This is a genomic window from Pseudomonas sp. KCJK9016, from assembly GCF_046231795.1.
Classification (GTDB): Bacteria; Pseudomonadota; Gammaproteobacteria; order Pseudomonadales; family Pseudomonadaceae; genus Aquipseudomonas; species Aquipseudomonas bananamidigenes.
In genome coordinates this window covers 197,743-222,571 of record NZ_JBJJMM010000010.1, presented here as the reverse complement: position 1 = coordinate 222,571, position 24,829 = coordinate 197,743, and the positions used below count along the sequence as shown (strand labels likewise).

Annotated in this window: 21 protein-coding genes, 4 tRNA genes and 1 pseudogene; 10 read left to right on the top strand and 16 right to left on the bottom strand. The window is 59.7% G+C overall.

All coding sequences use genetic code 11. From position 1 onward, the window contains the following. The 6 genes and pseudogenes from ACK6BI_RS12740 to ACK6BI_RS12715 form a co-directional block, all read right to left on the bottom strand. Positions 1 to 1,137 (bottom strand): annotated as a pseudogene (locus ACK6BI_RS12740) (type IV secretion protein Rhs); the annotation flags it as partial. Positions 1,138 to 1,358: 221 nt separating this feature from the next. Beyond that, positions 1,359 to 1,766: a sel1 repeat family protein gene (locus tag ACK6BI_RS12735; RefSeq protein WP_409317311.1), complete on the bottom strand. Its 408-nt coding sequence runs from the start codon at positions 1,764 to 1,766 to the stop codon at positions 1,359 to 1,361. Further along, positions 1,767 to 2,138, bottom strand: a complete 372-nt coding sequence (locus ACK6BI_RS12730) for a hypothetical protein (protein WP_003223109.1) — start codon at positions 2,136 to 2,138, stop codon at positions 1,767 to 1,769. It abuts the gene before it with no gap. Then, entirely contained in the window at positions 2,135 to 2,476 is a 342-nt protein-coding gene (locus ACK6BI_RS12725) for a multiprotein-bridging factor 1 family protein (RefSeq protein ID WP_409317310.1), read from the bottom strand. The genes ACK6BI_RS12730 and ACK6BI_RS12725 overlap by 4 nt, the downstream gene beginning before the upstream one ends. 115 nt (positions 2,477 to 2,591) lie before the next feature. Further along, the gene (locus ACK6BI_RS12720; protein ID WP_409317309.1) at positions 2,592 to 3,047 is read right to left on the bottom strand and encodes a YkvA family protein; all 456 of its coding nucleotides are present in this window, start codon (positions 3,045 to 3,047) and stop codon (positions 2,592 to 2,594) included. 294 nt (positions 3,048 to 3,341) lie between these two features. Beyond that, positions 3,342 to 4,058, bottom strand: a complete 717-nt coding sequence (locus tag ACK6BI_RS12715; protein ID WP_260522784.1) for an FKBP-type peptidyl-prolyl cis-trans isomerase — start codon at positions 4,056 to 4,058, stop codon at positions 3,342 to 3,344. Between the two features lie 270 nt (positions 4,059 to 4,328). Here ACK6BI_RS12715 and ACK6BI_RS12710 point away from each other — a divergent pair, with 270 nt between their 5' ends. Further along, positions 4,329 to 6,137, top strand: coding sequence for a di-heme-cytochrome C peroxidase (locus ACK6BI_RS12710; protein ID WP_409317308.1), 1,809 nt, complete (start codon positions 4,329 to 4,331; stop codon positions 6,135 to 6,137). Continuing rightward, a complete protein-coding gene (locus ACK6BI_RS12705; RefSeq protein WP_409317307.1) occupies positions 6,134 to 7,300 on the top strand; it encodes a catalase family protein in 1,167 nt (388 codons plus the stop codon). Before ACK6BI_RS12710 ends, ACK6BI_RS12705 begins: the two co-directional genes overlap by 4 nt. A gap of 145 nt (positions 7,301 to 7,445) precedes the next feature. Here the strand turns inward: ACK6BI_RS12705 and ACK6BI_RS12700 are convergent. The 4 genes from ACK6BI_RS12700 to ACK6BI_RS12685 all read right to left on the bottom strand — a co-directional run bounded on the left by ACK6BI_RS12700 (position 7,446) and on the right by ACK6BI_RS12685 (position 7,978). Beyond that, positions 7,446 to 7,522: transfer RNA gene (locus tag ACK6BI_RS12700), tRNA-Asp, on the bottom strand. A gap of 19 nt (positions 7,523 to 7,541) precedes the next feature. Next, positions 7,542 to 7,617, bottom strand: a tRNA-Val gene (locus ACK6BI_RS12695). 189 nt (positions 7,618 to 7,806) lie between these two features. Then, a tRNA-Asp gene (locus ACK6BI_RS12690) sits at positions 7,807 to 7,883 on the bottom strand. 19 nt (positions 7,884 to 7,902) lie between these two features. Next, positions 7,903 to 7,978, bottom strand: a tRNA-Val gene (locus tag ACK6BI_RS12685). A 159-nt stretch (positions 7,979 to 8,137) separates the two neighbouring features. Here ACK6BI_RS12685 and rdgC point away from each other — a divergent pair. From rdgC to sugE, 3 genes are all read left to right on the top strand, one after another. Then, positions 8,138 to 9,058, top strand: a complete 921-nt coding sequence (gene rdgC, locus ACK6BI_RS12680) for a recombination-associated protein RdgC (protein ID WP_409317306.1) — start codon at positions 8,138 to 8,140, stop codon at positions 9,056 to 9,058. A 74-nt stretch (positions 9,059 to 9,132) separates the two neighbouring features. Next, positions 9,133 to 10,098: a bile acid:sodium symporter family protein gene (locus ACK6BI_RS12675; RefSeq protein WP_409317305.1), complete on the top strand. Its 966-nt coding sequence runs from the start codon at positions 9,133 to 9,135 to the stop codon at positions 10,096 to 10,098. 111 nt (positions 10,099 to 10,209) lie between these two features. Then, on the top strand, positions 10,210 to 10,524 hold the full coding sequence (sugE, locus tag ACK6BI_RS12670; protein ID WP_085732315.1) for a quaternary ammonium compound efflux SMR transporter SugE: 315 nt from the start codon (positions 10,210 to 10,212) through the stop codon (positions 10,522 to 10,524). Between the two features lie 42 nt (positions 10,525 to 10,566). Here sugE and ACK6BI_RS12665 read toward each other — a convergent pair whose 3' ends face one another. The 4 genes from ACK6BI_RS12665 to ACK6BI_RS12650 all read right to left on the bottom strand — a co-directional run bounded on the left by ACK6BI_RS12665 (position 10,567) and on the right by ACK6BI_RS12650 (position 15,348). Then, a complete protein-coding gene (locus tag ACK6BI_RS12665) occupies positions 10,567 to 12,441 on the bottom strand; it encodes an MFS transporter (protein WP_409317304.1) in 1,875 nt (624 codons plus the stop codon). Positions 12,442 to 12,539: 98 nt separating this feature from the next. Next, positions 12,540 to 13,691, bottom strand: coding sequence for a TDT family transporter (locus tag ACK6BI_RS12660; RefSeq protein ID WP_409317319.1), 1,152 nt, complete (start codon positions 13,689 to 13,691; stop codon positions 12,540 to 12,542). Positions 13,692 to 13,796: 105 nt separating this feature from the next. Continuing rightward, entirely contained in the window at positions 13,797 to 14,108 is a 312-nt protein-coding gene (locus ACK6BI_RS12655) for a cupin domain-containing protein (protein WP_409317303.1), read from the bottom strand. A 52-nt stretch (positions 14,109 to 14,160) separates the two neighbouring features. Further along, positions 14,161 to 15,348 (bottom strand): MFS transporter, encoded by a 1,188-nt coding sequence (locus ACK6BI_RS12650; RefSeq protein ID WP_409317302.1) that lies wholly within the window; start codon positions 15,346 to 15,348, stop codon positions 14,161 to 14,163. A gap of 92 nt (positions 15,349 to 15,440) precedes the next feature. On the opposite strand from ACK6BI_RS12650, the gene ACK6BI_RS12645 reads away from it, so the two are divergent. Together ACK6BI_RS12645 and ACK6BI_RS12640 are read left to right on the top strand one after the other, a co-directional pair. Further along, on the top strand, positions 15,441 to 15,983 hold the full coding sequence (locus tag ACK6BI_RS12645; RefSeq protein ID WP_409317301.1) for a TetR/AcrR family transcriptional regulator: 543 nt from the start codon (positions 15,441 to 15,443) through the stop codon (positions 15,981 to 15,983). Positions 15,984 to 16,119: 136 nt separating this feature from the next. After that, entirely contained in the window at positions 16,120 to 19,590 is a 3,471-nt protein-coding gene (locus ACK6BI_RS12640) for a NahK/ErcS family hybrid sensor histidine kinase/response regulator (protein WP_409317300.1), read from the top strand. 9 nt (positions 19,591 to 19,599) lie between these two features. Here ACK6BI_RS12640 and rmuC read toward each other — a convergent pair whose 3' ends face one another. Then, positions 19,600 to 20,964, bottom strand: a complete 1,365-nt coding sequence (gene rmuC / locus ACK6BI_RS12635; RefSeq protein ID WP_409317318.1) for a DNA recombination protein RmuC — start codon at positions 20,962 to 20,964, stop codon at positions 19,600 to 19,602. A gap of 175 nt (positions 20,965 to 21,139) precedes the next feature. After that, a complete protein-coding gene (locus tag ACK6BI_RS12630) occupies positions 21,140 to 21,463 on the bottom strand; it encodes a sel1 repeat family protein (RefSeq protein ID WP_409317299.1) in 324 nt (107 codons plus the stop codon). A 951-nt stretch (positions 21,464 to 22,414) separates the two neighbouring features. Between ACK6BI_RS12630 and ACK6BI_RS12625 the strand changes: the two genes are divergently transcribed. The 3 genes from ACK6BI_RS12625 to ACK6BI_RS12615 all read left to right on the top strand — a co-directional run bounded on the left by ACK6BI_RS12625 (position 22,415) and on the right by ACK6BI_RS12615 (position 24,817). Then, positions 22,415 to 22,639 (top strand): hypothetical protein, encoded by a 225-nt coding sequence (locus ACK6BI_RS12625; protein ID WP_409317298.1) that lies wholly within the window; start codon positions 22,415 to 22,417, stop codon positions 22,637 to 22,639. Between the two features lie 277 nt (positions 22,640 to 22,916). Then, entirely contained in the window at positions 22,917 to 23,399 is a 483-nt protein-coding gene (locus tag ACK6BI_RS12620; RefSeq protein WP_409317297.1) for a hypothetical protein, read from the top strand. A 146-nt stretch (positions 23,400 to 23,545) separates the two neighbouring features. Further along, positions 23,546 to 24,817: an OmpP1/FadL family transporter gene (locus ACK6BI_RS12615; RefSeq protein ID WP_409317296.1), complete on the top strand. Its 1,272-nt coding sequence runs from the start codon at positions 23,546 to 23,548 to the stop codon at positions 24,815 to 24,817. Positions 24,818 to 24,829 lie beyond the last annotated feature (12 nt).

Sequence of the window (24,829 nt, the reverse complement as noted above, 5' to 3'; positions counted from 1 at the left end):
TCAGGCGTGTCGTCGTGGCGCTCGTCTTTTTTCAGTGAAGCGTTGCGCCGGGCATCCCAACGCAATTGCATGCGGCCCTTCTTCACCCCGGCCGCGATGCTTCGCGCAGCAACAGACTTGTATTGGTTCACGTAGTCGATGACGGCACCGACAATGCCGAACAACGCCTTCACCAGACGCGTCACCGCCGACAACAGCTGAGCGCCGTGATCGACCAGGCGCAAGGTCAGATACGCAATTCCTGTCCCGGCGCCGACGAAGGTCAATACAACGCCGATCAATACATCGATCAGCAATTGCACCACGACCATCGATACCGCTTCGGCGGTTTTCCCTGCGATCTCGCTGGGTGGCAACATTTCGAGCCACAGGCTGGCCGTGCGCAGCAACAGACAGAGCACTGCCTCGTCACTGACGAGCAGTTGGAGCTGCTCCATTTTCTCCGGCATCGACTCCGCGAACCCGGCCAGCGCCGTCGCGCTGTCGCCCAGCCGATCAGCAAACGCGAGGGGATCCTTGAGAATCTCCGACAGCAACCCGATGCTGTCCCATACGCCCTCGATCGCCGCCCAGCTCCCGGCCAGCAGGCCATTACCCGCCGCCGTCGCCACCGACTGTGACCACTGCGACCTGAAGCCCTGCCACTCGCTGCGCAACCAGCCATCCAGCTGTCGGGTCAGGCCATCGTAGGACTCGAAAAGTGCATCGATCTGCTTCTCGCTGGCCGCGCCGTGCACCACCACCCGGTAGAACTTGCCCGCCTCGCCGGTGAACAGCCCCTTGCCCTGAGCATCGAGCGTGACGGACTTGACCTTCCCCCTCCACCTCGACCACATCGACAACGATGTCGCCCAAGGGAATGTCATACACCGACTCGAACTTGCTCTCGATCTCCATCGGCCCGCTTTTCGAGCATTGCACGACAGCCGAAGAGAAACGTTTGTCTTCAAGGGCGACCGCCGTGGTGTGTTCGCCGAAGCGTATGATCCGCTCCATGCCCATCAACGACGGCAGATCGGCCGCATGGCTGATGCTGTCGGTCGAGCGGCTGAACCAGTGCCTGAGCTGTTCGCGATAGAGATCGAGGGTGCGGGGAAAGCTGTCGAGTGCTTGCTCGATGCGGGAGATGGCTTCCATCAGCGCATTTCCATGCACAAGACGAAATGAAAAACCGGGTCGAACATAGGCGTTCCCTCGCGCAGAAATCAGGCGAAGGACTTTGCGGGGGATCAATCAGAAAAGAAGTCAGGCGAGTAGGCGACGACTGTAGGAGAAGTCTGTAATTGATTTTTGTCGAATGGCAGACGCAAAAACGGGGCGGGAGGTCTCCCTCACGCCCCGCTCACGGAACACATGGCTTACCGAGAAGATGCCCCGGCGGCCAGCTCTTTCAACTTCAACTCGGCCAACGGATGCCCGGCCTTGGCGGCCATGGTCCACCAGCGAGCTGCTTCCAAAGGATCAGGCGCTTTACGAGGTGTACCCGCCAGACTGATGACACCGACCTGATACGCCGCTTTGCCATCCCCCGCCAGCGCCGCCAGGCGCAGCAACCGGATGCCCTCCTCACGCGCCCCGAGCCCGACTCCACGAAATGTCAGGATGTGCCCGTAAAAGCTTTGCGCGCCGACATCGCCCAGGTTGGCCATACGCGCAAACTGTCCTTCGAGCCAGCGCCAGCCTCGGGGCTGACGGACAAACCACGACCAGTGAAACAGCCTGCGGGCCAGCCAATAACCAGCCCGCGCCTTGAGTCGTAAAAACACTCAGGCCTCCGCCGATTCCGGGTACTCGTACTCAAACACCCGTACCACTTCCGAGGCATGCCAGGAAGCGGCGGCAACACCATCGGACGGCCCGGAAAAACGCCCCAGGCGTTCGACACATTCAAAGAAACCGGTGCGTGGCAGGCGACTGGCGCCCTGGCTGATCACCAGCGAACTGCGCAAAGGCTGCTCGGCTTTCGCATCCAGCGCGGCGAGATGCTCCAGCGCCGCAGTCAGGGTCTGCATCGCCGGTGTGGGCAGTTGCAGACGTTCGAGCAAGGCCCGATAAGTCAGAAGATGGCGCTGCCTGCGCGCCTGGTCCAGCTCCCCCAGCAATCCGTCCCAATGTTGACGACTGATGCGTACGCTCACGATTGTTCCCTCCACCCTGGCACCGTCAACTCCCAGGCCAGGCTGCGGCGAATCGCAGCGTCGGGCAGACGCTCTCCGCTTTCGATCATGGCCAGGTAAGACGGGCTGATGCCTACCGTGCGGGCCAGCGCCTCGATGGCGATGCCCTTCCCTTCGCGCAAACTGCGTAACTGATCCAGACCTGGAAGAATCGGGTCCGGTGTGGCCGCAAGCGGCGCTGGAGCCGCTTGCGACGGTGCTTCGTTGATGCCCGCCGCTTTCAGTAGAGCCTGATACTGAGCCCATGGCAGAACCGCATACTCGGGCTCGCCATCGCGTGCAATGATCTGAATATCCATGACTACCCCGTAGGACAACAACACTTAGCGAGTCGGCACATTTCCCTAGAAGTGTAATCCTAACAGCGGCCAAGGTCGCGGGGGGGTATCTATCTGTATAAGAGGCTGTCGCGATTCAGGACTTTTTCGGGCCCTGAAGCTGAAGTTGCTCGGGTGTGTCGGGCAAACGCTCGACAACCCTGAGCTTTTCCGGTGTCTGCCGCTGACGCCACAAACGGAAAGCACTGAGCTCGTCGTCGAGGGTTTTCATCAGCCAGGCGAGGACGGCAATGTCATCGAGCATGCCGAAAACAGGAATGAAATCCGGAATCGCATCCACCGGGCTAAGGAAATACATCAACCCCGCCACCACCGAAACAATGGCTTTGGGACTGATCGCACGATACTCACCACGCCAGTACGCCAGACATAACGCCTGAAGCAGACGCAGGTCCTCTTTCAATTTGCCAAGCCGATTGCCTTGGGCAGCGCCTTTGCTGGCCACGGCGAACAACAGCGTCGGCAAACGGCCTCGGGCCAGGAGTCGACCGGCCAGCGGCAGGAACCGGGCGAAATTCCATGGAGCTTTCATCTATTTCTCCCGTTGAAATGTTATCCACACAAATTGTGGATAACCTTGTGAACAGAGCTGCATTTCAACGCTGAGAGCCCCGCTCCACAAGGGCTGCGCTCAGATCGGGCGTTTTTTACTCACATAAAAAAGCCCAATATTTCATTGACTTGGCGGCTCAGGGCGTCTAGCGCGGGCAGCTACACAATCTAGGACTGTCAGGGTGCCTGTCGGTTCGCTCTGTTTACGCCGGGCGTCGACCAGATGCAACAACGCCCCGCATTAGCGAGGCGTTGTCGGAGAAACCTGGGCCAATTACTTGGCAGCGGCGTCTTCTTTGGCCGGGTCTTTGATGCCCAACAGTTCAAGGTCGAAGACCAGAACCGAGTTTGCCGGGATGGCCGGGCTTGGCGATTGAGCGCCGTAAGCCAGGTCGCTAGGGATGTACAGTTTGTACTTCTCGCCAACGTGCATCAGTTGCAGACCTTCGACCCATCCCGGAATCACACCGCTGACCGGCAGATCGATCGGGCTGCCGCGCTCGACGGAGCTGTCGAATACGGTGCCGTTGGTCAGCTTACCAGTGTAGTGAACGGTCACTACGTCGGTAGGCTTGGGCTGCGGGCCGTCGGCTTTCTTGACCACTTCGTACTGCAGGCCGGAAGCGGTGGTGATCACGCCGGCTTTCTTGCCGTTTTCTTCGAGGAATTTCTTGCCGGCGGCTGCCGACTCTTCGCTCATCTTGGCCATACGCTCTTCGGCACGCTTTTGCAGTGCGGCGAAGGCTTCGACCAGCTCTTCATCTTTCAGCTTCTGTTCTTTCTTGCCGACGGCATCTTCGATGCCCTGGGCTACCGCTTTGGAGTCCAGATCATCCATGCCTTCCTGAGCAAGGCTCTTGCCCATGTTCAGGCCGATACCGTAGGAAGCTTTTTGCGCCGGGGTTTTCAGCTCCACGCTGGTCTGCGAGTCACAACCCGCGAGTACCAGGCTAACCAGGGCAACCGCCGCCGCCAACCGATGCTGTTTCATGCTATTTCCTTGTTCATGCGCCGAAAGGGCAATCGAGTAAAGCCGCGAGCTTATCAGGCCGCCACGACCAATGGCTACCGGCATGAGAGCAGGAATCTTCCGATAAGTTCAGGGATTAAAAAGCATTTTGGCAAAGGCAGGATGAAGCTTCTGTCATCTTGAGCCGACAGTAACCGATGACACTTCCCACAACACCTGCAGTAATGGCCACTTGCCCCACATGGCCGGCTCAGGCATAAACAGCGCAAAAACTCGACAAGGATGTTCATCTTGCGCTTCTTATTCCGTGTGCTGACGCTGATTGCGATACTGCTGGGACTGCTCCTGGCGGTGGTTCTCTACTATGTCGCCAATCCGAAGTTGCCTTTCCCCGCGCCTGTAAAACAGGTGCATTACCTCCAGCAATGGAGCGACCAACAGCGTCAGACCTATTACTTCACGCCGCAAGGCACTCAGGTCAAAGGCCTGCGTTATGAATGGTTTCAGGCCCTGGAACTACCTTTTTCGCAGCAACGCTTCGCGTCCCCCGACTATCTTGCGCGCTTCGGCTTCCTGATCGACCCGCAGCAGAAAGCGACATCGGACAACCCCGGGAATCTGCCGGTGGGCTTTACCCGACATCAGAACCCGGGCAGCACCGAACACTATCTGGACATCACTTGCGCGGCCTGTCACACCGGCGAATTGCACTTTAAGGGTCAGGCCGTGCGCATTGATGGGGGCTCGGCTCAACATGTGCTGCCTTCCAGCGTTCCTACATTGCGTGGAGGCAGTTTCGGTCAGGCATTGGTCGCCAGTCTGGCTTCTACTTACTACAACCCCTGGAAATTCGAACGCTTCGCCCGAAACGTATTGGGCAACGACTATGACGCGCGCCACGAACAACTGCGCAAAGACTTCAAAAGCTCACTGAACACCTTCCTCAAGGTGGCATGGAACGACACTCATCGCGGACTCTATCCCACCGAGGAAGGCCCCGGGCGCACCGATGCCTTCGGACGTATCGCCAATGCAACCTTCGGAGACGCGATTTCCCCAAACAATTACCGTGTGGCCAATGCCCCGGTGGATTACCCGCAATTATGGGACATGTGGACGTTCGACTGGGTCCAGTGGAACGGTTCGGCGCAGCAACCGATGGCTCGCAATATCGGCGAGGCGCTGGGGGTTGGCGCCACCCTGAATTTCTTCGATGCCAATGGCCAGCCGCTGCAGGGTGATGAACGTTATGCGTCAAGCGTACGCGTGCGCGATCTGCACAAGATCGAAGAAACCCTGCAAACACTCCAGCCGCCCGCCTGGCCGGAAGAGGTGCTTGGTGCAGTCGATAAACCACTGGCCGCCAAAGGGCGCGCACTGTTTACCGAAAACTGCGCCGGTTGCCATGTTCCGCGAGTTACGCAAGAAGGCGAACGCTGGGTCAAGCACCTGACCATGCTACCCGTCGATGTCATCGGCACCGATCCGAACGCAGCCAACAACATCGCCAATCACCGTTTCGACCTGACAGCGCTGCAATGGAATCCGACAGAGCTGGAGAAAATGGACGTGAAACTGCATCCCACGCCCAAAGAACCGCTCGATCTCAGCCAGTTATCCGTGGCCAAGGGCCTGGCTTACGTCACAGCATTCGTTGAAAACCGCGCTTATCGTGAAGCGGGCGTCACAGCGCAGGAAAAACCAAAACTCGACGGATTCGGCCTGCCAATCGGCGTCCGCGAAAAAGTCGCCTACAAGGCGCGTCCGCTCGCCGGTGTGTGGGCCACCCCGCCCTTCCTGCACAACGGCTCGGTGCCAAGTCTGTATCAACTGCTGTCGCCGCAGGATGAACGCTCCACCACGTTCTATAAAGGCACTCTGGAATACGACCCTCGGCATCTGGGTTATCGCACCGAAGCCTTTACCAACGCTTTCCTATTCGACACGCGCATCACCGGCAACCACAACAGTGGCCATGAATTCCGCGCCGGCGAGCGTGGTAACGGGGTCATCGGACGATTGTTGCAGCCTGAGGAGCGCTGGGCGCTGCTGGAATATCTGAAAGTGCTGGGCGGCCCGCTGGAGGCACAACTGCCATGATCTTCAATTCGTTCAAGAAGCCATCGCTGCTGGCTCGGTTCTGGTTGTGGCTGGGTCGGTTGCTGGGTAAAACCCTGCTGTTTTTGTTGGTGGCCGGCCTGATTGGCTGGGCTTTGGCGGCTGCCTGGTTTGCCTGGCAGCACCGGGGACCGGTATCGGCATTGGAGCAGATTCCGGAAGGCGAAGCGGCCATGACGCAGGACGTGATCCAGACCGCTGTGCGAATTGTCGATCAGCACCGGGAAAGCACGCGTTTTCTGCGCGACGCCCATGCCAAAGCCCACGGTTGTGTGAGGGCGGACGTGCAAGTGCTGCCGGATCTGGCTCAGGATCTGCGGCGCGGCGTTTTCAGCGAGCCGGGCAAGATCTGGCAGGCGACAATGCGTCTGTCCAACGGCAATGCCTACCCGCAGTTCGACAGCATCCGCGATGCCCGGGGCATGGCGATCAAATTGCTCGATGTGCCGGGCAAACAGTTGCTGGGTGACCGTCAGGGCCTGCATGAGCAGGATTTCGTGATGTTCAGCCATCCGAATTTCTTTGTCAGCGATGTCGCTGAATATCGTCAGAATGTGGCGGCGCAGGCTGACGGCAAGAAGGTCATGGCATTCTTTCCGGGCTGGGATCCGCGAAACTGGCAGATCAGACATTTGTTCATTGCGCTGGCAACGCTTTCGCCACCGCCAGAGAGCCCGACGCGTACGACCTACTTCTCGGTATCGCCCTACAAGTTCGGTGAGGCCAATGCAAAATTTCGGGTTATGCCGGATCCGGACAACTGCCCGACCTACACGCTGCCGAAGCAAAACCAGGATCTGCCGAATTTCCTGCGCAGTGCGCTGAATCAGCAGCTGTCCACGGATCGGGTACCCGCGTGTTTTGTGTTGCAGATCCAGCGTCAGGACGCGAACAAGTACATGCCGATCGAAGACACCAGCATTGAGTGGCGTGAACAGGACAGTCCGTTCCAGACCGTAGCCAGAATCACCCTGCCCCCGCAGGACTTCGACACACCGGCGCTGAACCTGCAATGCGACAACCTGTCGTTCAATCCCTGGTTCGGTATCGAGGCTCATCGCCCGATTGGTGGAATCAACCGCCTGCGCAAGGCGGTGTATGAAGCGGTGAGTGATTACCGGCACAGCCGCAACGCCAGCCAGTAACAAACCGCAGAAACGAAAAAAGCGACCCGCAGGTCGCTTTTTTCATGCCCGGACGAGCAAAAAGCCAATCGCCAGACAGCAAAAAGCCCGCACTTGGCGGGCTTTCCGTGGTGACCTGGCGTTCAGTGTTCCAAGTTACCGAATATGGCGCAGCGGACGGGACTCGAACCCGCGACCCCCGGCGTGACAGGCCGGTATTCTAACCGACTGAACTACCGCTGCGCGAAACGCTTGAAACGAATGGTGGGTGATGACGGGATCGAACCGCCGACATTCTGCTTGTAAGGCAGACGCTCTCCCAGCTGAGCTAATCACCCTTCGCTTCGTTACGGGACGTATTATGCCACAAGTTTTCGTAAAGTGTTGATTTAATTGAAATTTTTTCAAATAAATCCGAAAACCGGTGAAACGACACATTCCGCCTGTACAACTCGAGGCAGAAAAAAACCCGCCTTGGCGGGTTCTTCCGTGGTGACCTGGCGTTCAGTGTTCCAGGTGACCGAATATGGCGCAGCGGACGGGACTCGAACCCGCGACCCCCGGCGTGACAGGCCGGTATTCTAACCGACTGAACTACCGCTGCGCTAAACACTTGAAACGAATGGTGGGTGATGACGGGATCGAACCGCCGACATTCTGCTTGTAAGGCAGACGCTCTCCCAGCTGAGCTAATCACCCTTCGCTTCGGTGTGGCGCGCATTCTACGGAGCGACCCAACCTCTGGCAAGCACTTTTTTAAATAATTTTCTCAGGCCTTCCAAAGGCTTAGAGAAGGGTTGGCCTATGGGGCGGCGAAGACAATAATGCCCCCCTTTGTATAAAGGAGAGACTCACCCCATGTGGTTCAAGAACCTGCTTATCTATCGCCTGACCCAAGACCTGCCTGTCGATGCCGAGGCGCTGGAAACTGCACTGGCCACCAAACTGGCGCGTCCATGTGCAAGCCAGGAGTTGACCACCTACGGTTTCGTCGCTCCGTTCGGCAAGGGCGAAGATGCGCCATTGGTGCACGTCAGCGGTGACTTCCTCTTGGTCGCGGCCCGCAAGGAAGAACGCATCCTGCCGGGCAGCGTCGTGCGTGACGCGGTGAAGGAGAAAGTCGAAGAGATCGAAGCCGAGCAGATGCGCAAGGTCTATAAGAAGGAACGCGATCAGATCAAGGATGAAATCATCCAGGCGTTCCTGCCGCGCGCCTTTATTCGTCGCTCGTCGACTTTCGCTGCCATCGCGCCGAAACAGGGCCTGATCCTGGTCAACTCGGCCAGCCCGAAACGCGCCGAAGACCTGCTCTCCACACTGCGCGAAGTGATCGGCACCCTGCCGGTTCGTCCGCTGACCGTGAAAACCGCGCCGACCGCCGTGATGACCGAATGGGTCACCACCCAGCAAGCCGCTCCGGACTTCTTCGTACTGGACGAGTGCGAACTGCGCGACACTCACGAAGATGGTGGCATCGTGCGTTGCAAGCGTCAGGACCTGACCAGCGAAGAAATCCAGCTGCACCTGAGCACTGGCAAAGTGGTGACTCAACTGTCGCTGGCCTGGCAGGACAAACTGTCGTTCATGCTCGACGACAAGATGACCGTCAAACGCCTGAAGTTCGAAGACCTGCTGCAGGATCAGGCGGAACAGGACGGCGGCGACGAAGCCCTCGGCCAACTGGATGCCAGCTTCACCCTGATGATGCTGACCTTCGGTGATTTCCTGCCGGCGCTGGTTGAAGCACTGGGCGGTGAAGAGACGCCGCAGGGGATCTAAGCCTCTGCGCAGTCTTTGAGTTATCTTCAAACGCCACCGCTTCGGTGGCGTTTTCACATAATAAGGAACAGACCATGCGCGCACTGGCTGCACTGAGTCGTTTTGTCGGCAACACCTTCGCTTACTGGGTTCTGATTTTCGCCGTGGTCGCGTTTCTGCAACCGGCGTGGTTCCTCGACCTCAAAGGCGCGATCGTGCCACTGCTCGGGCTGGTGATGTTCGGCATGGGCCTGACCCTCAAACTCGACGATTTCGCCGCCGTTGCCCGCCATCCATGGCGTGTGGCCCTGGGCGTGGTCGCACATTTCGTGATCATGCCGGGCATGGCATGGTTGCTGTGCCAGGTCTTTCACCTGCCGCCGGAAATCGCCGTCGGGGTGATCCTGGTCGGTTGCTGCCCGAGCGGCACTTCCTCAAACGTCATGACCTGGCTGGCCCGGGGCGATCTGGCGCTGTCGGTGGCCATCGCCGCCGTTACCACCCTCCTCGCCCCGTTGCTGACACCGGCGCTGATCTGGCTGCTGGCCTCGGCCTGGCTGCCGGTTTCGTTCATGGAATTGTTCTGGTCGATTCTGCAAGTGGTGCTGCTGCCAATTGTGCTCGGCGTCGTCGCGCAACGCTTGCTCGGTGACAGGGTTCGTCACGCGGTGGAGGTTTTGCCGCTGGTGTCCGTGGTCAGCATCGTGATCATCGTCGCCGCCGTGGTTGCTGCCAGTCAGGCGAAAATCGCCGAATCCGGACTGCTGATCATGGCTGTGGTGATGCTGCACAACAGCTTTGGCTACTTGCTGGGCTACTTCACCGGACGCCTGTTCGGTTTGCCTCTGGCTCAGCGCAAGTCTCTGGCACTGGAAGTCGGCATGCAGAATTCGGGACTGGGGGCCGCGCTCGCCAGTGCGCACTTTTCGCCTTTGGCGGCGGTGCCGAGCGCGCTGTTCAGTGTGTGGCACAACATTTCCGGGGCGCTGCTTTCGACCTGGTTCCGACGCATGAGCGAGAAGGAAGATCGTGAGGCTCTGGCTCGGCAGCCTGCAGACTGACCGGGTCTCCGGCGCACATTTTTAGGTACCATGTGCGCCACGCGGGGACGACCCTGCGGCTCAATCGAGTTTCAATCCGGGGACGGCCCCGTCAATCGATGGAGGTCTTTCATGTCCTGGATCATTCTGTTTTTCGCCGGTCTGTTCGAAGTCGGCTGGGCCGTCGGCCTGAAATACACCGATGGCTTCAGCCGTCCACTTCCGACCGTTCTCACCGTTGCCGCCATGGCGGTCAGCCTTGGTCTGTTGGGTCTGGCGATGAAGGAACTGCCGCTGGGCACGGCTTACGCGATCTGGACTGGCGTCGGTGCCGTGGGCACAGTGATTGCCGGGATCATTCTGTTCGGTGAGTCGATGGCATTGATTCGGCTGGCCAGCGTTGCACTGATCATCACCGGATTGATCGGGCTCAAGGTCAGCGCCTGAGCCGTTGCCGCCATCCTTCGGGGATGGCGGCTTTCTAAACTACTACCTGACAGTCCCGCGCAACTCCCCGACCAACGCTTGTAACTCCGCAGGTTGCGCCGCTTCAACGGCGACCGGCGAACCCGCCACCAGCGTCACTCGCGACCACAAGCGGTGAAACAACCCCTTATTCGGATCGCGGCTGAAGAAGCTCCCCCATAAACCCTGCAACGCCAGCGGAATCACCGGCACCGGTGTCTCCTCGAGAATCCGCGTCAGCCCGCCCTTGAACTCGTTGATCTCGCCGTCGGCGGTCAACTTGCCTTCGGGGAAGATGCACACCAGTTCACCGTCCTTCAGATACCGGGCGATACGGGTGAAGGCTTTTTCGTAGACCTGGATGTCTTCCTGGCGTCCGGCAATCGGAATGGCCCCCGCCGTGCGGAAGATGAAGTTCAGAACCGGCAGGTTGTAGATCTTGTAGTACATGACAAAGCGAATCGGCCGACGCACCGCGCCGCTAATCAACAAGGCATCGACGAACGATACGTGGTTGCACACCAGCAACGCCGCGCCCTCATCGGGAATCGCTTCAAGGTTGCGATGCTCGACGCGGTACATGGAATGGCTGAGCAGCCAGATCATGAAGCGCATGCTGAACTCGGGAACGATCTTGAAGATGTAGGCGTTGACGCCGATGTTGAGCAACGACACCACCAGGAACAATTGCGGAATCGACAGTTTGACCATGCTCAGCAACACGATGGAGACGATGGCCGAAATCACCATGAACAGCGCGTTGAGAATGTTGTTGGCCGCAATTACCCGCGCCCGCTCGTTCTCGGGAGTGCGCGACTGGATCAGCGCATACAGCGGCACGATGTAAAAACCGCCAAAGATGCCCAGGCCAAGGATATCGACCAGCACGGCCCAGGCGTGGCCAAAGCCCAGAATTTCAGTCCAGCTGTGGCCAACGGCGCTCTCCGGAATTCCGCCGGAATGCCACCACAGCAGCAATCCGAAAACCGTCAGGCCGAATGAGCCGAACGGCACCAGACCGATTTCGACCTTGCGCCCGGACAGCTTCTCGCAAAGCATCGAACCCACGGCAATGCCGACCGAAAACACGGTGAGGATCAGGGTGACCACGGTTTCGTCGCCGTGCATCCATTCCTTGGCATAAGCCGGAATCTGCGTCAGATAGATCGCTCCGACAAACCAGAACCACGAGTTGCCGACAATCGAGCGCGACACCGCCGGCGTCTGGCCCAGCCCGAGTTTCAGCGTGGCCCAGGACTGGCTGAAAATATTCCAGTTCAGGCGCATTTCCGGCGAAGCGGCCGCCGCCCGGGGAATGCTGCGGCTGGCGAGGTAACCCAGTACTGCGATGCCGACAATCGCGCAGGACACCAGCGGCGCATAGTGTGACGAAGACATGATGATCCCGGCGCCGATGGTGCCGGCCAGGATCGCCAGGAACGTGCCCATTTCCACAAGACCGTTGCCGCCGACCAGTTCATCCTCATGCAATGCTTGCGGCAGGATCGAGTACTTCACCGGACCGAACAACGCCGAGTGCGTGCCCATGGCGAACAGTGCCACCAGCATCAGCGACAGGTGATCGAACAAAAAGCCCACGGATCCCACAGCCATGATGGCGATTTCTGCAAGTTTGATCAGACGGATCAGCGCATCCTTGGCGAATTTTTCCCCGAACTGCCCGGCCAGCGCCGAGAACAGGAAAAACGGCAGAATGAACAGCAGCGCACACAGATTGACCCAGATCGAGCGGTCACCTTCGATGGTCAGCCGGTAGAGAATGGCGAGGATCAGCGACTGCTTGAACACGTTGTCGTTGAACGCGCCCAGCGACTGAGTGATGAAGAACGGCAGGAAGCGCCGGGTACGCAGCAGGTTGAACTGTGAGGGGTGACTCATCTTCCGTGTGTCCCTGATGTTGGGTAGCGAGTGGCCTGGATACGCTTATTGGAATGTCGATCCGCGATCCAGGCCACACCTTACCTAAACTTTTCAGGTTATTTCTTCAAACCTGCAATGCACGGTGAGACGAACAGCTCGCCACGCCAGGCGCCTTGCAGGGTGCGCTTGCCGACGATCAGCCACATCGCTGCCAACATCGTCACCAGCACACAGCCGGCCACGCTGAAAAACGTCAGGTTCAAAATGCTGCCCAGTTTCAGGGTCGCCAGCGAATACACGCCCAACGGGAAGGTAAATCCCCACCAGCCGAGGTTGAACGGGATGCCGTCACGCAGGTAGCGCACGGTGATCAGCAGCGCCATCAACATCCACCACAGACCGAAGCCCCAGAGCGTGATCCCGGCCACCAGGCCCAGACCCGAGGCAATTTCACCCATGCCGGGCAGGCCGTTGGCCGCGAAGATCGTCGGCGCATCGCCGCCCAGCAGCAACATCCCCAGGGCACCGGTACCGATAGGCCCCAAAGCAAGCCAGCTGGAAGCGGCCATGCTTTCATGAGGCAATTTGTGCAGCGCCATGCGCAACAGCAGGATGGTCAGAATGCTGAACGCCACGGGTAAGGAAAACGCCCAGAGCACGTAACTGGTCGTCAGCACCACCAAATGCGAGTGCGCGTCAGCCAGGTGCGGCGCGAGCAGTCCGCCGCTGGCCGCCGCCACTTCCGCCGCCACCACCGGCAACAGCCAGACGGCGGTCATCTGATCGATGCTGTGCTCCTGACGGGTAAACATCATGTAGGGAATCAGCACCCCGCAAGCCAGAGACATCGCCACATCCAGCCACCACAGCACTTCGGCCAGATGAATCACACCTTCGCCCCAGCGCGGTAGGCCGAACAGCAGAAAACCGTTGATGATGGTCGCCAGGCCCATGGGAATGGTGCCGAAGAACATCGAAACCGTGGAATGGCCGAAAATCCGCCGCGCCTCGTCGAAAAACAGCATCCAGCGCGCAGCGTAGGCAGCGGTAAACAGCGCGAACAACAAAATGTTGAACATCCACAGACCTTCGGCAACGGCGCGCAGCCCCGGGATGGCGATGGGCAGTTGCGCCAGCGCCAACGCCAGCACGCCGGTACCCATGGTCGCGGCGAACCAGTTCGGCGTGAATTGACGGATGACTTCGCGTGGGTGCTGAAGCTGGGTGAAAGGCTTGATGCCGGGTTTGGCACTGTTGGGGCAAATCATCATGAACTCCTGTCCTCAGGTGAGGTTGAGCCCATGGTAGAACCGAATCGAATATCTATATAACGGGTAATTTCTCTAACTGTTATCCATAGAATAGATATGCAGTCAAACGCTACCTTCGGTTTCGATCACCAGAATCCGCGCGACGCCTTGCGGGTGAGCAACATGTTCGGTACCGACGGACGCGTAGAAGATGTCTCCGACATCGAGTTGCACCTGCTTTTCTTCGCCCCCTTCGCGGTAGTGCATGAGCACCTGACCATCGAGTACCACAAACACCTCCTCGCCGTCATTGACATGCCATTTGTACGGCTGATCGGTCCAGTGCAGACGTGTGGTGATGCCGTTCATGTTGGCGATGTCGAGCGCGCCCCAGGCACGCTCGGCAGTGAAGGATTTGCTGCGGATTATCTTCATGATTCGGTCCGTGAGAGAAATGGGCCGACCAAGGCTAACCGAATCCGCAGGTCTATGGCGCGCTGCAAGTCCTGGCCGCTTGCGCACGAAAACTCATCAGCAGCGCGCCGACCGCCAGCACGATCAGCACCGCACCATACACATCGGTGGTCGCCAGCAGGCCCAGGCTGTGGGTGAAGTGCCCTGCCAACAATGCGGGCAGGCAGAACGCCAGATAGCTCAGCACATAAAATGCCGACATCAACCCGGCCCGCTCATGGGGCAGTGCCAGCGGCACCAGGCTGCGCACCGCTCCGAGAAATCCAGAGCCGAATCCACAACCGGCAACCAGCGTACCGAAGAAAAACAACGACAGACTGGCGCTGTGCACGCCCAGCAGCATCAATACGACACCCGCCGGCAACAGGCTTGCGCCGAGCTGCAGGGCTCTCGAAGCAGGACGATTGCGCAGGGTGAAAATCATCAGCGCACCGGTCACGGTCAGGGCCGCCACGGTCGCACCGCCGATCAGATTGGAAGTGGAACCGGTCGCCGTACGCACCAGCGATGGCGCCAGCGAGGCATAAAAGCCGCCGAGGGCCCAGGTCGCGGTGTTCAACGGCAGCACTCGCCACAGGGTCGAGCGCGCCTGAACCGGTACGTGCAAGGTCGGCCGCAGCGAGGCCCACGCTCCGGCCTGCGGCGAGACACTTTCCGGCAAGCGCCAGACATAGATGCCCTGAGCCACGAACAACGCGAGCAATACCCAAAAGGTCGATTGCAATGGCGCAGGGGCAAACTCCGCCAGCAAACCGCAGCCCATTGACCCCAGCGCCATGCCGAGCAACGGCGCCACGCTGTTGATCAGCGGCCCCTGTTGACGGTCAGTGTCCAGCAGCGTAGCGCTCAACACGGCAGTGGCCATGCCAGTGGCAAACCCTTGCAGTACCCGAGCCCCGATCAGCCAGCCGACACTGTCGGCATGGATGAACAGCAACATCGCCAAGGCATTCAGGACAACCGCGGTGAAAATCACCGGTTTGCGTCCCAGGTGGTCCGACAGGGAACCGACTGTCAGCAGCGCGGCCAGCAGACTCAGTGCGTAAACGCCGAAAATCAGGGTCAGTACCGCCGCGGAAAAATGCAGGTGATCCTGATACAGGTGATACAAAGGCGTCGGCGCTGTGGAAGCGGCGAGAAAACTGAGTAAGGTAATCGCCAGAAACCACAGGCTGGAACGGTTGGAAGCAAGGCGGGTCATGGGCGCACTCCTTTAAAAGCTATTTTTTTGCTTTTGCGGAGTGTGCGCCCGGCTTGCGCTTAAAGCAAATTCTTTGTGTTAAGGTCTGCCCCATGGCTATTAAAGAAGGTTTACGCCCCGGAGGCCGCAGCGCACGGGTACAAGAGTCGATTCATTCGGCAGTCCGCGCACTTCTGCAGGAACAGGAGCGTTCGACCGTCACGGTGCCGCAAATCGCGGCGCGGGCGGGTGTTACCCCGTCCACCATTTACCGTCGCTGGGGTGATCTGGCGACCTTGCTGGCGGACGTTGCCCTCGCCCGCATGCGCCCGGACAGCGAACCCGCGCAAACCGGCAGCCTGCGCAGCGACATCCGGGCCTGGGCCGAACAATATCTTGATGAAATGAGCTCCGAGCCGGGACGCAACATGATGCGTGACGTACAGGCGAGCGCCACACCGGGATATTGCGTGGCAATCATCGGGGCGCAGTTGCAGACCATCATCGATCGCTATCCCGACGAAACGGCACCCAGCGTCGACCGGTTGATCAACAGCGTGGTGGCTCCGGTAGTGTTCCGGATCCTGTTTGCGGCGGCCCCCCTGGAGGTCGAAGAACTGCACCGACTGATCGACATCGCCCTGCATCAGGACTGACAGCGCAGAACCGTCCGGTTCTGCGCCTGCGACACCCCGCCACGCCGCGACCTTGGTCGACACTGACTAACCGTCGCGCGCATGCGAGACTGTCTGACCGGGCGCAAGTCCGGTCGTATTTTGTCGGGAGTGCTCCATGTCGTTGTCCACCGGGCTGATCGCCGCCGTCGCCCTGGCCTATATGGCCATCATGTTCGCCATCGCCTTCTATGGCGACCGCCGCAGCGCGCCGTTGCCGCCGCGTATGCGTGCCTGGGTGTACAGCCTGTCGCTGGCGGTCTACTGCACCAGCTGGACGTTCTTTGGTGCGGTCGGTCAGGCGGCCGAACAGCTGTGGTCATTCCTGCCGATCTACCTGGGGCCGATCCTGCTGTTGCTGGGCGCGCCGTGGGTCCTGCAGAAAATGGTGATGATCAGCAAGCAGGAGAACATCACCTCCATCGCCGACTTCATCGCCGCCCGCTACGGCAAATCCCAAACGCTGGCGGTGGTCGTCGCGCTGATCTGCCTGGTCGGCGTCCTGCCTTATATCGCCTTGCAACTCAAAGGTATCGTCCTGGGTGTAAACCTGTTGATCGGTGCCGGTGCAGATGCCATGGGCACCCGCGCCCAGGACACGGCACTGATCGTGTCGCTGGTGCTGGCGCTGTTCACCATCGTTTTCGGTACGCGCAACCTCGACGCCACCGAGCACCACCGGGGCATGGTGCTGGCGATTGCCTTCGAGTCGCTGGTGAAACTCTTCGCATTCCTTGCCGTCGGTGCCTTCGTCACCTTCGGCCTGTTTGACGGCTTCGACGACCTGTTCAATCAGGCGATGCTCGCCCCGCGCCTCGAGGAATACTGGAAAGAAACCATCAACTGGCCCTCGATGGTGGTGCAGACCGGCGTGGCGATGATGGCGATCATCTGCCTGCCCCGGCAGTTTCACGTCACCGTGGTGGAAAACATCGACCCGCAGGATCTGCGTCTGGCCAAGTGGGTGTTTCCGGCTTACCTCGCGTTGGCGGCGTTGTTTGTCGTCCCGATCGCGCTGGCCGGTCAGATGATGCTGCCCAGCTCCGTCATCCCGGACTCCTTCGTCATCAGCCTGCCGCTGGCCCAGGCTCACCCGGCGCTGGCGATGCTGGCCTTCATTGGTGGCGCCTCGGCGGCCACCGGTATGGTGATCGTAGCGAGCGTGGCGCTGTCGACCATGGTGTCCAACGACATGCTGCTGCCGTGGCTGTTGCGCCGCAATAATGCCGAGCGGCCGTTCGAAGTGTTTCGTCAGTGGATGCTCTCGGTGCGCCGGGTCAGCATCGTGGTCATTCTGTTGCTGGCTTATGTCAGCTATCGCTTGCTGGGCTCCACCGCGAGCCTGGCGACCATCGGCCAGATCGCCTTCGCCGCCGTGACCCAGCTGGCACCGGCCATGCTCGGCGCGCTGTACTGGAAACAGGCCAACCGTCGCGGTGTGTTCGCCGGCCTCGCCGCCGGCACTTTTCTCTGGTTCTACACGCTGATTCTGCCGATTGCCGCCCGCAGCCTCGGCTGGTCACTGGACACGTTCCCCGGCCTGGCCTGGTTGCACAGCAATCCGCTGAACCTGCCGATCAGCCCATTGACCCAAGGCGTGGTGTTGTCACTGGCCGGCAATTTCACCCTGTTCGCCTGGGTCTCGGTGCTGTCGCGCACGCGAGTATCGGAACACTGGCAGGCGGGCCGTTTCATCGGTCAGGAAATCAGCGCGCGGCCCAGTGCGCGTTCGATGCTGGCGGTGCAGATCGATGATCTGCTGCAACTGGCGGCACGGTTTGTCGGTGAAGAACGCGCGCGACAGAGCTTCATCCGCTTCGCCTACCGTCAGGGCAAAGGCTTCAACCCGAATCAGAACGCCGACGGTGAATGGATCGCTCACACCGAACGGTTGCTGGCCGGTGTTCTCGGCGCCTCTTCGACGCGAGCTGTCGTAAAAGCCGCGATCGAAGGTCGGGAAATGCAGCTGGAGGACGTCGTCCGGATCGCCGACGAAGCCTCTGAAGTGCTGCAGTTCAACCGTGCCCTGCTGCAAGGCGCCATCGAGAACATCACCCAGGGCATCAGCGTGGTCGACCAGTCACTGAAACTGGTGGCCTGGAACCGCCGGTATCTGGAGTTGTTCAATTATCCGGACGGCTTGATCAGCGTCGGCCGGCCCATTGCCGACATCATTCGCTACAACGCCGAGCGCGGCTTGTGCGGCCCCGGCGAGGCGGAAGTCCACGTCGCCCGGCGCCTGCACTGGATGCGTCAGGGCCGCGCCCATACCTCCGAGCGACTGTTCCCCAACGGCCGGGTGATCGAGCTGATCGGCAACCCGATGCCCGGCGGCGGTTTCGTCATGAGTTTCACTGACATCACCGCGTTCCGCGAAGCCGAACAGGCACTGACCGAGGCCAACGAAGGGCTGGAGCAACGGGTCAGCGAACGGACTCAGGAGCTGTCGCAACTCAACGTCGCGCTGACCGAAGCCAAGGGTAATGCCGAGGCGGCGAACCAGTCGAAAACCCGCTTCCTGGCCGCTGTCAGCCATGATTTGATGCAACCGCTGAATGCCGCGCGGCTGTTCTCCGCAGCCCTCTCCCATCAAGAAGACGGGCTGAGCGGCGAAGCGCAGAAACTGGTACAGCATCTGGACAGTTCACTGCGCTCGGCCGAAGACCTGATCAGCGACCTGCTGGACATTTCCCGCCTGGAAAACGGCAAGATCAACCCGGATCGCAAGCCGTTCGCGGTCAATGAGTTGTTCGACACTTTGGGGGCGGAATTCACGGCGCTGGCCCAGGAACAGGGCCTGACTTTCCGGGTGCGCGGCAGTCACTTGCGCATCGACAGCGACATCAAGTTGCTGCGACGGATCCTGCAGAACTTCCTGACCAACGCCTTCCGCTACGCCAAAGGCCCGGTTCTGCTGGGCGTGCGTCGGCGTCAGGGCGAGATTTGCCTGGAAGTATGGGATCGCGGGCCAGGGATTCCGGAAGACAAGCAGCAAGTGATTTTCGAAGAATTCAAACGCCTCGACAGTCATCAGACCCGCGCCGAAAAAGGTCTGGGACTGGGCCTGGCAATCGCCGACGGCTTGTGCCGAGTGCTCGGGCACACTCTGCGCGTACGTTCATGGCCGGGACGCGGCAGTGTGTTCAGTGTGCGGGTGCCGCTGGCGCGGATGCAGGCAGCACAGCCAGGTGCGACGATCGAACTCAACGGCAAACTGCACAGCGGCGCAAAGGTGCTCTGCATCGACAACGAAGACAGCATTCTGATCGGCATGAACAGCTTGCTCACGCGCTGGGGTTGTCAGGTGTGGACGGCGCGCAACCGCGAGGAATGCGCGGCACTGCTCGACGACGGCGTGCGGCCGCAACTGGCGCTGGTGGATTTTCACCTCGATCACGGCGAAACCGGCACTGACCTGATGGCCTGGTTGCGCACACGCCTGGGTGAGCCGGTGCCCGGCGTGGTCATCAGCGCCGACGGGCACCCGGAAACCGTCGCGCTGGTACACGCCGCAGGGCTGGATTATCTGGCCAAACCGGTGAAACCGGCCGCGCTGCGGGCGTTGCTGAGTCGCTATCTGCCACTTTAGAAAGGCGGTTTATTCAGGCAGTTCGACCAGGCCGTCGGCATCGGTCATTGCGCGCTCCAGCAGATCCGTCGGCAGGCTCTTGCTCGCTCGTGCGCCGAGCATTTTGAGCTGCTCGCTGCGACTGACCAGATTGCCGCGCCCTTCTGTCAGCTTGTTTCGCGCTGCGCTGTAGGCTTTGTCCAGTTGCTGCAGACGATTGCCGACTTCGTCCAGATCCTGAATGAACAGCACGAACTTGTCGTACAGCCATCCGGCCCGCTCGGCGATTTCCCGGGCGTTCTGACTCTGGCGCTCCTGCTTCCACAGACTGTCGATGACCCGCAAAGTGGCGAGCAGCGTGGTCGGGCTGACAATCACGATGTTGCGGTCGAAAGCTTCCTGGAACAGCGTCGGTTCGGCCTGCAGCGCCGCAGAAAACGCCGCTTCGATGGGCACGAACAGCAAGACGAAATCGAGGCTGTGCAGCCCTTCCAGACGCTTGTAGTCCTTGCCGGCCAGACCTTTGACGTGACTGCGCAGCGACAGCACGTGCTGTTTCATGGCGATCTGGCCGATGGCATCGTCGTCGGCCGCGACATACTGCTGATACGCCGTGAGACTGACCTTGGAGTCGACCACCACCTGCTTGTCGCCCGGCAAATAAATGATCACGTCCGGCTGGAAGCGCTCGCCGTCCGGACCTTTGAGATTGACCTGGGTCTGGTACTCGCGGCCTTTCTCCAGCCCGGCATGCTCCAGCACCCGTTCAAGAATCAGTTCGCCCCAGTTGCCCTGGGTTTTCTGCCCTTTGAGGGCACGGGTCAGGTTGGTCGCTTCATCGCTCAGGCGCAGGTTCAGTTGTTGCAGTCGCTCCAGCTCCTTCGCCAGCGAGAAGCGCTCACGGGCTTCAGCCTGATAACTTTCCTCGACGCGCTTTTCGAAAGACTGGATACGTTCTTTCAACGGATCGAGCAATTGCCCGAGTCGCTGCTGGCTGGTTTCGGCAAAGCGCTGTTCACGCTCGTCGAAGATTTTGCCTGCCAGTTCGGCAAACTGGGCGCGCAATTCGTCGCGGGAACCTTGCAGGTCATCCAGGCGCTGTTGGTGGCTTTCCTGCTGCTCACGCAGTTCGGCGGTCAGCGAAGCCGCCCGCGCGTCCAGACGGCGCAGCTCGGCGTCCTTGTTGGCGCGTTCGAGGTTCCAGGCGTGGGCCGCGTCGCGGGCGTCGTCGCGCTCGATCTGCAACAGCTCCACCTCACGGCGCACGGCGGCAAGATCCGCCTGTTTCGCGGCGTTGGCCTGGCCGAGGTCGGCGATTTCATCACGACAGGCTTCGAGCTGGGCGTTGAGGCCGTCCTGTGCCATTTGCGCCATGGCCAGTCGCTCTTCGAGCAACGCGACTTGCGATTCGCCCTGACCGGCCCGGCGTTGCAGTTGCCAGGCCAGTGCCAGCAGCGGCAAGGCCGCGCCTGCCAACCCGAGCAAGATGCTGGTCAAGTCCATCGCCATAGTCATCTCCGCCGATCCGATAAAGCCTGAAGGTTAACCAAGGCGTCAGGTCTTGGACAGCTCAGTCTTCGATCAGGCCGAGTTCCTGCTGCGCACGCCGGTCACCCGCACGGGCAGCCTGACGCAGCAGATCCTGACCGATCCGGCGATCCCGGGCGTTGCCGCACTCACGGCACATCAACTGACCGAGGCGGCTTTGCGCCACAACCACACCCTCCCGGGCCGGTTGCTTGAGCAGGCGACCGGCAAGATGTTTGGCGTTCCGGCTGTCGCTCAGGCGCGGGCTGTCGAGCAGCCATTCGGCCACGCGTACGGAAAATCGCTTGGGAGCAGTAACAGGCAGGGGTCGGGAAGTAACAGATTCTGGAGCTGAGCGAAACTTCATAAAGCACTGTGGGACAAATCGGAAGGCGCGCCACTCTACTCTCTTTTTCGCACAGGTAAAGTCGAAAAAAACCCGGCACGCCCGTCCTAGAGCAAGCGCCAGGGACAATCCACAGAAGCTGTGGATAACTCAGTGGACAACCCCTCCCGATACGTCGCAAAGCCTTGTGGAATGGGGCTCGCAGTCAAACTGACGATTTTTTCACCAGTAAAAAAAAGCGATGTTTTTCATTGACTTAAACTTTCGATACGGGCAGTCACCAAGGTCAGGAATGATGTGACAGTGGCGTTACCGTCCGCGCAACTAATGTGCACAAGTACCTGATACGCGGTTATATCGATGCGCTTTTTCGGGTCGTTTAAATATCCGTGCGCAGGAATGGCCGCTGCGACGCGCCTGCCTCGCCAATCCTGCGAGTCGACCAACGGTAAAAGAGTGAACCAATTCGGAGCAACGCCAGCGCCTGAAGAAAATGGCTTGCGCTCACTCTGAAATTCAGGTTTGCCTTTTTCGATATGCTCCGTTACCATCCGCGCCGTTAGTACCAAGCTGAAAGTCAATTCCGGTCGAACAAACCCGCGGTCAGCCTTCTCGTCGAGAGGCCTCCACCGATGAAGCGGGCCCGACCTCTCGATGGTTTCCAGGTAACACTTGCGACGACACAGCCTTTGAACGAATCAAAGGATGTTGCAAGGACTCGTTACTCTGACCGAACCAACCTGCAAATTGATCAGGATCTTCACCCCGGGCCCGGAACCTCTGCCCTCGATGTGTTGCCTGTCCTCCTAAGTACCTACCTGCCAGCCCAAGCGCGCCAACTTTTTCAGCGCTTCAATCTGGCTGCCTTGTTCCAGTCAGGTTCTTCGTTCGACCCATGGTGGTCTGCGTTACTGGAACGTTTTAACGTTGCACGGTTCTTATCCGTGTCATTTGTAGGAACACCTGATAACTATGTCTACTCAAATCCACACCGAGGATGCCATTCGCACCCTGACCAACGCTTTTGCTCCAATGAACTGCCTGATCATGGCCGCTCGCAAGGGCTGCTTCAGCTTCACCGTGGTCAATGAACACGGGATCGCCCGCCACAGCGAGCGCCTGTATCCGGATCAGTACTCCAGCGCTGAACCGCTGCAGGCCGTGATCGACCGCACTCGCCAGGCATTGATTGCCTGAGAGGCCGAAATGGCTGCAAAAAGCAAAAGCCCCGCCGAAAATGCGGGGCTTTTTATTGCCCGATGTTTCTCTTTTTATCGCTCACTGTTAAGCACCAACCGGTATAAGGGCTATAACTGGCCGCCGGTAATATTTTAAAAACAGGCCTTTACGTCGTGAATATGACACTACACTTCAACTCAAGCGGCTTGATCCGCTTTCGGCGGGCCTGATTCGATTCACAGCTGCCAAGCTCCCCTTCAGGCCTCGCCGCCCAATAACAAGAACCGAGGGTTTTATGGGTATCGCTGCCAGCGAACTGTGCCGCTATGTGATCCGTCCGACACTGATCTATCTGGGACGTCACTGCGCCACCGCCGAATCCCTGCTGCTGGGCATTGCCGCCAGCCAGTCCGCCCTGGGTTCCGCCCTGCACGACCGCCGCGGTCACGGTCTGTACCGAATTGCCGAGCAACGCCATCAGGCACTCTGGGACCATTACCTGGCGCTGGATCCGGAGCGCGCCAGCCTGGTTCGCGGCCTTGCCAGCCAACATGCGTTTCTCAGCAGCCCGCACCTCGAATTGACCGTCAATCTGCGTTACGCCACCGCCATCGCCTGGCTGCTGGTGGAAGAACAGAGCCCCACCCTTCCCGCTTCCGACGACCTGCTCGCGATGGCGCGCATCTGGCGTCAGACCTTCCAGCCCCAAGGTCGCCTGCGCGACTTCACCTGTGCCTGGCAAACCTGTGTTTCACCGCTGAATCAGGTCGCCTGCTGACCGACCAGTTCCGGAAGATCGCCCAACAGGTCGCGAATCTGGTCGGATTGTCCTACAAAACCGCTCTAACTCAAGCAATACGGACTATAGCGCTGGAACGAAAATGTTGGTAATTTTCGCCCCGGTGATCACCAGGAGTTCTAATAATGAAAAAAGTAATGCTCAAAACCACCATCAGCCTCGCCGTTTCCCTGGCATCCACGCAGATTTTCGCCGCTGGCTTTGCCATCAACGAACACAGCATCAGGGGTATGGGGATTGGTTACGCCGGGCGTTCTTCTTCTGCCGACGACGCAAGCACTGTATACGGCAACCCTGCCGGCATGTCGCGCCTGACACGCGAACAAGTCACCGGTGGTGTTGCATTCCTCGATGCCAAGACCGATATCAGCCACGCCAGCTCCAGCCCTAACGGCGGCAGCAACAAAGGCGACATGGTGCCCTTCACCTCCGTACCTATGGGCTACTACGTCAAGCCGATCGACGAGCATTGGGCATTCGGCCTGGGTGTGTATGTACCCTTCGGCCTGATTACCGACTATGAAAAAGGCTTTGCCGGCCGTTACTTCGGCAGCAAGTCCAAAGTCCAGGTCATCACCTTCCAGCCAACCGTCAGCTACAAGTTCAACGATGTGGTTTCGGTCGGTTTCGGTCCGACCATCAACCGTATCGATGGTTCGCTGGAGTCCAACCTGTCGATCACTCAGGCCCTGCCGGACGGCAAGGTCAAGATCAAGGGTGACGACACCGCGCTGGGCTACAACGTCGGTGTGCTGGTTCAAGCGACCAACACTACGCGCCTGGGCCTGACCTACCACTCCAAGGTCGACTACAAGCTCGAAGGCAACACCAAGGTCAACTACGGCGCACTGGCCGCCGTCGGCCTGGGCGCCAGCCAGAAGTACGACGCTTCGCTGAAGATCACCACACCAGAATCCGTGGACTTCTCGGTCACCCAAGAGATCAACGATCGCTGGAACGTCTACGCCGGTACCACCTGGACCCGCTGGAGCCAGCTGGAAAAGATCACCGTAAAGAACTCCGGTGTCCAGCCGCTGCTGGCCGGTCAGTTCGGCGAGATCACCGAAGATCAGAACTGGCATGACAGCTGGGCTTACGCCATCGGTACTTCGTATCAGCTGAACAAGGAATGGGTACTGCGTACCGGTCTGACTTTCGACCAGGCACCGACCAACAACGTCGACCGTTCGCCGCGCATTCCTACCGGTGACCGGACCATCTTCAGCATCGGCGCCGGCTGGAGCCCGACCGAAGACCTGACCATCGACGTCGCCTACTCGTACCTGCAGGAAGAATCGGTCAAAGTCCGCAACGAAAACAATCGTGGCCAGACCTACGATGCCAAGTATGAAAACTCGGCAAACGGTTTCGGTGTAGGCGCGACCTACCGCTTCTGATGCTGCACGACG

Bases quoted from the DNA above. Each gene is read 5' to 3' on its own strand.
- ACK6BI_RS12725 (WP_409317310.1), bottom strand. From the start codon at position 2,476: ATGGATATTCAGATCATTGCACGCGATGGCGAGCCCGAGTATGCGGTT.
- ACK6BI_RS12720 (WP_409317309.1), bottom strand. From the start codon at position 3,047: ATGAAAGCTCCATGGAATTTCGCCCGGTTCCTGCCGCTGGCCGGTCGA.
- ACK6BI_RS12715 (WP_260522784.1), bottom strand. From the start codon at position 4,058: ATGAAACAGCATCGGTTGGCGGCGGCGGTTGCCCTGGTTAGCCTGGTA.
- ACK6BI_RS12705 (WP_409317307.1), top strand. From the start codon at position 6,134: ATGATCTTCAATTCGTTCAAGAAGCCATCGCTGCTGGCTCGGTTCTGG.
- rdgC (WP_409317306.1), top strand. From the start codon at position 8,138: ATGTGGTTCAAGAACCTGCTTATCTATCGCCTGACCCAAGACCTGCCT.
- ACK6BI_RS12675 (WP_409317305.1), top strand. From the start codon at position 9,133: ATGCGCGCACTGGCTGCACTGAGTCGTTTTGTCGGCAACACCTTCGCT.
- sugE (WP_085732315.1), top strand. From the start codon at position 10,210: ATGTCCTGGATCATTCTGTTTTTCGCCGGTCTGTTCGAAGTCGGCTGG.
- ACK6BI_RS12665 (WP_409317304.1), bottom strand. From the start codon at position 12,441: ATGAGTCACCCCTCACAGTTCAACCTGCTGCGTACCCGGCGCTTCCTG.
- ACK6BI_RS12660 (WP_409317319.1), bottom strand. From the start codon at position 13,691: ATGATTTGCCCCAACAGTGCCAAACCCGGCATCAAGCCTTTCACCCAG.
- ACK6BI_RS12655 (WP_409317303.1), bottom strand. From the start codon at position 14,108: ATGAAGATAATCCGCAGCAAATCCTTCACTGCCGAGCGTGCCTGGGGC.
- ACK6BI_RS12650 (WP_409317302.1), bottom strand. From the start codon at position 15,348: ATGACCCGCCTTGCTTCCAACCGTTCCAGCCTGTGGTTTCTGGCGATT.
- ACK6BI_RS12645 (WP_409317301.1), top strand. From the start codon at position 15,441: ATGGCTATTAAAGAAGGTTTACGCCCCGGAGGCCGCAGCGCACGGGTA.
- ACK6BI_RS12640 (WP_409317300.1), top strand. From the start codon at position 16,120: ATGTCGTTGTCCACCGGGCTGATCGCCGCCGTCGCCCTGGCCTATATG.
- ACK6BI_RS12630 (WP_409317299.1), bottom strand. From the start codon at position 21,463: ATGAAGTTTCGCTCAGCTCCAGAATCTGTTACTTCCCGACCCCTGCCT.
- ACK6BI_RS12625 (WP_409317298.1), top strand. From the start codon at position 22,415: ATGTCTACTCAAATCCACACCGAGGATGCCATTCGCACCCTGACCAAC.
- ACK6BI_RS12620 (WP_409317297.1), top strand. From the start codon at position 22,917: ATGGGTATCGCTGCCAGCGAACTGTGCCGCTATGTGATCCGTCCGACA.
- ACK6BI_RS12615 (WP_409317296.1), top strand. From the start codon at position 23,546: ATGAAAAAAGTAATGCTCAAAACCACCATCAGCCTCGCCGTTTCCCTG.